Below are 6,198 nucleotides of genomic sequence, written 5' to 3'. Positions count from 1 at the left end.
ACCCGGGATTCAGCCGTGAGAGGGCTGCGTCTTAACCGCTTGACCAATTCGCCTCAGTCGTTTGAAAACCGACTAGCGTATATTAGCAAATATTTTATCCCTCGTCAAGAACTTTTTCAAAATCTTTGAAAAAATTTGGATAAGAAATCTGAATGCATTCGGAATCCTCAATTTGCATGGGATTTTCCGCCTTACAGAGAAGTCCTAAAACGGAGAAGCTCATGGCAATTCTGTGATCCATAAAGCTGGGAATCCTCTTTCCTTCCAAGGAGAAAACAGAGCCTTTTCCCGGAATTATCATGCCATCCTCCGTTTCCACCGCAGAAATACCCAGACGCTGTAAATTCTCTACACAGGCTTTGATTCGGTTGGATTCTTTGACCTTAAGCTCCGCCGCATCATAAATCCGGGTCTCCCCTTCTGCAATCGTAGCCAGCACAGCCAGCAGGGGAAGCTCGTCAATCAAACGGGGAATTAAGTCTCCTCCGATATCCACGGCCTTTAGAGGACCATATTCAAGATAAATATCTCCCCGCTCTTCTCCATAAACTGTAGAGCAATTTTCCAAGGAAATCTTCGCCCCCATCTTTTCCAATACCGTCAAAATTCCGCATCTGCTTGGATTCAAACCGATATTTTTAAGCCGTAAGGAGGATCCCGGAAGGAAAAATACGGAAGCCATAAAGTAAGCCGCAGAGGAAATATCTCCCGGAACAAGATACTCTTCGGAAAGAGCCTTAAGCTCCTGCCCGCCTTCCAAAGAGATCTCCACTCTACCATCCTCCAGGGTTTTTGTAGAACATTCCACCCCCATGGCTCCCAAAAGTCGTTCTGTATGGTCTCGGGAAAGACTTGGTTCAATCACGGAGGTCTTCCCCTTGGCATAAAGCCCTGCCAAAAGGACAGAGGACTTCACCTGAGCGGAAGCTACGGGACTTTCGTAGCAAATCCCTTTCAGCGGAGAGCCGCTAATCTCCAACGGAGCCGTGCCCTTTTCTCCCTGCATCTTGATTCTCGCCCCCATCTTTTCCAGTGGAAGACAAACCCGCTTCATAGGACGTTTTTCCAAGCTTTCATCTCCTGTTAAGCAGGAGGAAAAGCTTTGTCCCGCCAAAATTCCCGCCATCAGTCGCATGGTGGTACCGGAATTTCCGCAGTATAGGGCTTCTCCCGGAGCCTTTAAGCCGTGAAGGCCAAGTCCTTGGATTCGGACACTGTCCTGCTCCTGTTCTATGGAAACGCCCATTTTTCGGAAAACGGAAATGGTGGACAAGCAGTCCTCTCCCGGCAGAAAACCTTTGACCTTCGTTTCTCCCTTGGCCAAGGCGGAAAACATTACCGCCCGATGAGAAATGCTTTTGTCTCCCGGTACCGTTAAACTGCCCTTTATTACTTTTCCCGCTCCCGCAATGCTTTTCATCATTCGATATAGCCTTTCATTTGCAGATAATTTCTCATCAACAATTCCATCTCATCATAATTGATTCGGGAAGCATTAATCATCAAATCGTAATTGTCCGGTTTCATCCATTCTTCTCCGGTGTAGTAACGATGAGATTCTTTTCTTTCCTTATCAATCTTCTTAATACGCTTCTTGGCTTCTTCTTGATCCACCTTGCAATAGTCCATGGTTCTTTCAATGCGTTTTTCCATATCCGCATAAACGAAGAAATCCACATGTTCCTTTCCGGCATCCCGAAGAACCACATTGGCACAACGGCCGGCAATAATACAGCATTCCTGCTCCGCCAGCTCCACTACCACCTGACTTTGAAAACGGAAAAGATTCTCCGGACTTACAATATCTTCGGATAAACTGGGCTTCCCCAATCTGGGCTTTAAGGAATCCACGATTTTAAATAGCACATTGCTTCCGGCTTTCTCATCCGCAAGACGAAAATACTGCTCTCCGATAGCGGTTTTCTCCGAGGTGATTTTTAAAATCTCCTCATCATAAAAGGGAATCCCCAGGCTTTCCGCCAGACGCTTTCCTACAATTCTTCCTCCGGAACCGTACTGTCTGCCAATGGTAATTACAAAGTCTTTCTTTAACATAGTCTCTCCTCCCCTTCTTAGGATAAAAGAATACGATCGTTGTCCAATGCCTTTCCCGCCTTTGCCATAAAGAGCTCCAGCAGCTTATCTACGGAAAGTCCCTCTCTCTCCCGGCCGAATAAATCCAAAACGATATTTCCCTGATCCATCATCAGGGTCCGATTTCCAAGCTCCAGGGCCTGATGCATATTATGGGTAATCATCAGGCAGGTGATTTTTCTCTCTTCCACAATATTTCGAGTCAGCTCCAGTACCTTATCCGCGGTCTTCGGATCCAATGCGGCTGTATGCTCGTCCAAAAGCAACAGCTTCGGTGTTACCATGGTAGCCATTAAAAGGGTAAGGGCCTGTCTTTGTCCGCCGGAAAGCAGTCCCACCGGATGATTCATCCGATCCTCCAGTCCCATTTCCAATAGGCTTAACTGTTCCCGAAAGAATTCTCTTTCCTTCTTTTTCACTCTGGAAAATAAAGAACTGTGAGAAGCTCGTAGATAGGAAACAGAAAGATTTTCCTCAATGCTCATGTGGGGCGCGGTACCCATCAGAGGATCCTGAAAAAGTCTTCCGATGAATTTGCTCCGCTTATGCTCCTGCAAAAAGGTAATATCCTCTCCCTCTAAAACCACAGAACCGCTGTCCAACAAAAAGCTTCCGGAAATGGCATTAAAGAGGGTGGATTTTCCCGCTCCGTTACTTCCTACTATAGTCGCAAAGTCTCCGGAAGACAAATGCAAATTTAAATCCTGCAGGGCTTTTTTCTCATGAATGGTTCCTGCATTAAAGGTCTTATAAATATGGGATAAACTAAGCATGCTTCTCCCCTTCCTTCTTCTGTCTTTCCATAGCATTTCGTCTTAATCTGCTGTACTGCAAAAGCTCCTTCACCTTGGTGGAAGAAATTGCCAGCGCTACAATGCAGGCACTAACCAGCTTGAAAGCTTCCGTAGGCACCTTTAAGCGTAAAGCCAGCGCAATAATGCTTCTGTAAAGCAGAGAACCGAACACCACGCCCAAAAGACGTAAAATCAGCTTTTTCTTTCCGAAAATGCTTTCTCCAATAACTAAAGATGCTAATGCCACCGTTACCATGCCGGTTCCCAAATTAATATCAGCCGTTTTGTTGTACTGGGCAATTAAAGAGCCGGAAAGACCGGTTAAAGCATTGGACAGACAAAGCCCTACAGTAATGGTAAAGGTGGGATTAATAGAGGAGGCCCGGACCATTGCAGGACTGTCTCCCGTAGCCCGAATCGATAATCCTAAACCGGTTTTAAAGAACCATTTTAAGAAAAAGCAAAGAAGAAGAACAATAATACTGAGGAGAATCACCACTCCCCACTCATTTAAAAAGGCATTATCCCCTGCAAAGAGCGTAAAAATTGTGTCTGTACCAAAGATGGACAGGTTGGAAGAAAAACCCATCACCGCTAAATTCACGGTATAAAGGCCTGTATTCACAATGATTCCCGCCAAAATACTTTCAATCCCCAGAGTAGTTTGCAAAAAGGCCGTGACAAAGCCGGAAAGAGAACCGGATAACATAGCCATAAAAATTCCCAAAATCGGATGTCCGGAAATCGTAAAAACTGCAGACACTGCCGTGCCTAAAGTATAGGATCCGTCGGTAGAAAGGTCTGCGATATTTAAAATACTATAAGAAATAAATAGTGCCATGGCAACCAGGGCATAAATAAGCCCCAGTTCCACAGCTGTTTTCATAATTCCTACTGTTAAAAATCCACTCATCTTGTATCCTATGATTTAAATTCTTTTTCCGTCTGAATCTCCACAATCTTGGTACAGAACGGCTTGAAGGCTTCTTTAATCTTATCTAAGGAATAGCCTAATTTTTCGGCAGTTTCCGTATTGACTGTTGCAATACCGTTATCAAAGGTCTGAACCGGAAGGGTTGCCGTGTCCTTACCCTGGCGAAGTACCTCATCCACCATATCCGCAGTAGCCTTTCCAAGCTGTACGTAATCTACGCCGTAACCGGCAAAGGCTCCATTTAACGCAAAGGAATCCGCTCCGCCGTAGTGAGGAATCTTTGCCTTTATCAGCTTCTCATAGAAGGAAAGCTCTGCCTTCTGAATGGTATTGTCTGTAGGAGTGAAGATCGCATCCACCTTCTCTGCAATCAGTGCATCCACAGCCTGACTCACCTCATCGGTGGTGGTTCCGGTCTTTTCTACTACTTCCACACCCTTGTCAGCCAGATACTTCTTCGCTGCTGCAATAGGCTGCTGAGAGGAGTCCTCACTCTTGGAGTACAGAAGACCGATCTTCTTTGCCTCAGGATTCTGGGCAAAAATCAAATCCATAATGGCATCCGTATTTAAGAAATCGGAGGTTCCTGTAATATTTCCTCCCGGCTTTTCCATGGAAACCACAAGCTTTGCGGAAACCGGATCGGAGGCTGCGGAGAAAACGATGGGGATATTTTTTCCTTCGGTCTGAGACTGTACTACCTGAATCGCCGGTGTAGCGATGGGAACAATCACATCCACATCATCCGCAATAAGCTGAGCAGTCATCTGGTTTAATACGGAGGCATCTCCCTGTCCGTTCAAACGATATTCCTTGTACTCATACTTTGCTCCGGAGCTTTCGGACAGGCTGTCCAGCTCTTCGCAAAGGCTGTCCTCAATCTGGTTTAAGGAGGGGTGATCCATAAACTTTAAAATACCCACCTTATAGGTCTTTCCGTCTCCGGCATCTGCCTTGCTGTCCGCTTCCTTGCTTTCCTCTTTCGCTGCAGTAGAGGTCTCTGTGCCCTTCTGCTCTGTGCCCTTCGCACTCTCCGCCTGCTGCTTAGCGCCACAAGCCCCTAAAACCATGGCCATAGACAAGACCAATGCTACTCCAAATCTTTTTTTCATAATGTCCTCCTTAAAATCTGTAAGTCTAAACTCTAGCACAAAAGACCATCTCTTTCAAGAATTCCCCCAGGGGAATGCCCCTGCAGAGCAAAAAGAACTATACTTATTTTTCATATCTCCTATGCTTTTAGAAAAGAACTTAACAGATTATACTACTCCTTCAAAAGAGTCAGATAGCGTTCCATGGGAATTCCCTTTTCCGTAAGCCCATCCTCTTCATAGGCATCGATAAAGGCTCCGATTTTTTCCACCGCCCACATTCCTGCAGCAAAAAAATCATTTTCCTGCATAAAACGTCCCAGAAGAAGAGCAGAGAACAAATCTCCGGTTCCCACAAAATGCTTGTCCCTCATCCTATAAGGAATCCGGCAAAACTCCCCCTTCTTCTCATCATATAAGAAAACACAATTTTGTCCGTCAATCTTCATGCTGGTAATACAAACCGATTTTGCTCCGGCCTCTCGCAAAGCGCTTACCAGCTCCTTCGCTTCTTGCAAGCTAAAATCCAACTGTTCCGGATTCTTCCTCGCCAATAACAGAGCTTCGGTACTGTTGGGAACAATATAGTCTGAAAGCCCCATAAGCCTTCTTCGACTTTCCACCGCCTCCGGAGAAATCCCGTAATAGAGCTTTCCATTGTCCGCCATTATAGGATCAAAGAAAATAACGCAGCCCTTTTCTCGTTCTTCCCTACAAAGCTCCGCTAAAAATTCTCCCTGCTTTTCCCCGGTAATAAAACCGATAGCCATGGCATCAAAGGAAAAGCCCAGTTCTCTCCAAACCGCAACGCTTCCCCTCATATACTCCGTAGTATCTAAAATTTCCGCCTTGCCAAAGTCCAATACATTGGAAACCAAAGCGGTAGGCAGGGAAAACAGCTGATATTTCATTGCTGTCAAAGTAGGAATCATCCCCTGCAAAGCCACCTTCCCATAGCCCGGAAAATCATTACACAAAAAGATATTTTTCCCGCTTCCTTTTTTCATATCAGCCATCGCTTTTCTCCTTTTTATACTATTTGAAATATATTTTATAGTGTGCTAACAATAATTCTCACATAAATTTTTTAGCGTTTTATTTTAGCATATTTTTTCTAAAAAAATAAGTATCCCACCCCGTGTTAATGAGTATCGGAGTAGAATACTTTCATTTAAGAAAAACTCTTTCCATAAAGTATAGGTCTGAAATTGGGGCACGCTCTCGCTAACCTCGCCTCGTAGGGGTTCTAAGCTTTTCCAAAACAAAAGCTAAGAACCCACGGGCT

The 6,198-nt window shown here is 45.1% G+C and carries 6 protein-coding genes; all 6 read right to left on the bottom strand.

Annotated features, from left to right (window positions below; translation table 11 throughout):
• Positions 1-94: 94 nt before the first annotated feature.
• The 6 genes from aroA to ACO4PX_RS07915 all read right to left on the bottom strand — a co-directional run bounded on the left by aroA (position 95) and on the right by ACO4PX_RS07915 (position 5,929).
• Positions 95-1,423: a 3-phosphoshikimate 1-carboxyvinyltransferase gene (gene aroA, locus ACO4PX_RS07940; protein ID WP_485572204.1), complete on the bottom strand. Its 1,329-nt coding sequence runs from the start codon at positions 1,421-1,423 to the stop codon at positions 95-97.
• A complete protein-coding gene (locus ACO4PX_RS07935) occupies positions 1,420-2,055 on the bottom strand; it encodes a cytidylate kinase-like family protein (protein ID WP_485572203.1) in 636 nt (211 codons plus the stop codon). The genes aroA and ACO4PX_RS07935 overlap by 4 nt, the downstream gene beginning before the upstream one ends.
• A 17-nt stretch (positions 2,056-2,072) precedes the next feature.
• Positions 2,073-2,867 carry an ABC transporter ATP-binding protein gene (locus ACO4PX_RS07930; RefSeq protein ID WP_485572202.1) on the bottom strand — a complete coding sequence of 265 codons (795 nt, stop codon included), beginning with the start codon at positions 2,865-2,867 and terminating at the stop codon, positions 2,073-2,075.
• The gene (locus ACO4PX_RS07925) at positions 2,860-3,801 is read right to left on the bottom strand and encodes an ABC transporter permease (protein WP_183681971.1); all 942 of its coding nucleotides are present in this window, start codon (positions 3,799-3,801) and stop codon (positions 2,860-2,862) included. Before ACO4PX_RS07925 ends, ACO4PX_RS07930 begins: the two co-directional genes overlap by 8 nt.
• Before the next feature lie 8 nt (positions 3,802-3,809).
• Positions 3,810-4,934 (bottom strand): ABC transporter substrate-binding protein, encoded by a 1,125-nt coding sequence (locus tag ACO4PX_RS07920; RefSeq protein ID WP_485572201.1) that lies wholly within the window; start codon positions 4,932-4,934, stop codon positions 3,810-3,812.
• Positions 4,935-5,086: 152 nt separating this feature from the next.
• Positions 5,087-5,929, bottom strand: a complete 843-nt coding sequence (locus ACO4PX_RS07915) for a bifunctional hydroxymethylpyrimidine kinase/phosphomethylpyrimidine kinase (RefSeq protein WP_485572200.1) — start codon at positions 5,927-5,929, stop codon at positions 5,087-5,089.
• Positions 5,930-6,198: the final 269 nt, after the last annotated feature.

The sequence above is a fragment of the Oribacterium sp. genome, assembly GCF_057249185.1.
This window is presented reverse-complemented; position numbering and strand designations above follow the sequence as displayed.

Coding starts and splice junctions, on each gene's coding strand:
- aroA (WP_485572204.1), bottom strand. CDS start 1,423: ATGATGAAAAGCATTGCGGGAGCGGGAAAAGTAATAAAGGGCAGTTTA.
- ACO4PX_RS07935 (WP_485572203.1), bottom strand. CDS start 2,055: ATGTTAAAGAAAGACTTTGTAATTACCATTGGCAGACAGTACGGTTCC.
- ACO4PX_RS07930 (WP_485572202.1), bottom strand. CDS start 2,867: ATGCTTAGTTTATCCCATATTTATAAGACCTTTAATGCAGGAACCATT.
- ACO4PX_RS07925 (WP_183681971.1), bottom strand. CDS start 3,801: ATGAGTGGATTTTTAACAGTAGGAATTATGAAAACAGCTGTGGAACTG.
- ACO4PX_RS07920 (WP_485572201.1), bottom strand. CDS start 4,934: ATGAAAAAAAGATTTGGAGTAGCATTGGTCTTGTCTATGGCCATGGTT.
- ACO4PX_RS07915 (WP_485572200.1), bottom strand. CDS start 5,929: ATGGCTGATATGAAAAAAGGAAGCGGGAAAAATATCTTTTTGTGTAAT.